The following is a 550-nucleotide window of genomic DNA, read 5'->3' on the forward strand; positions in this document are numbered from 1 at the left end:
GATCACGTGGGGGGGCAGCAGCTCATCGAGTTGCCGATAAAGATCCTGCTTGAATTCGAGCCGCTCGGGGCCGTTTTCCTGGACCAGATCCACATCCGTGAGTGCTTGTGCAAGCACGGGCGTGAACGTCAGGTTCGCTTGCGACGCTCCGGGCGCCAGGCCCAATCTCGTGAGCGCCGGCCAGGCAGCCTCCACGAATGCCCTGAGCTGGGCTTCGGCATTCGGGGCGATGTCCGTCGCAACGACCTTCAGCCCCTTGGCGAGAAACAGCGCGGTCCAGCTGGCACCGATCACGCCGGTGCCGATGATGGCGATGCGGCGAATGGGCTGGCTCTTGGTATCAGTCATGTCATGTCTCCAATGCGTGGGTCAGACTTCGGCATAGGCGATGCCGGTGAGGTTGCCTTGGGCGAAGAGGAAGTTGCGCTGGTTCTTTCCATCGAGATCGGCGGAATAGACGGAGCCGCCCAGGTCTGTGACGAACATCCGATTACCGGGAAGGTCGAGTGCGATGCCGATTCCTTCCATCAGGTGCGTAACGAGGATTTCG

General features: G+C 61.3%; 1 protein-coding gene and 1 pseudogene. Both read right to left on the minus strand.

The features are described 5' to 3' along the window. A partial coding sequence (locus tag P0D73_RS46650) for a 3-hydroxyacyl-CoA dehydrogenase NAD-binding domain-containing protein (protein WP_408436515.1) occupies positions 1 to 348 on the minus strand: 348 nt, incomplete at its 3' end. A 21-nt stretch (positions 349 to 369) separates the two neighbouring features. Then, a pseudogene (locus tag P0D73_RS46655) lies at positions 370 to 550 on the minus strand (3-hydroxyacyl-CoA dehydrogenase); the annotation flags it as partial.

It is taken from the genome of Paraburkholderia sp. RL18-101-BIB-B (genome assembly GCF_046026985.1).
Classification (GTDB): domain Bacteria; phylum Pseudomonadota; class Gammaproteobacteria; order Burkholderiales; family Burkholderiaceae; genus Paraburkholderia.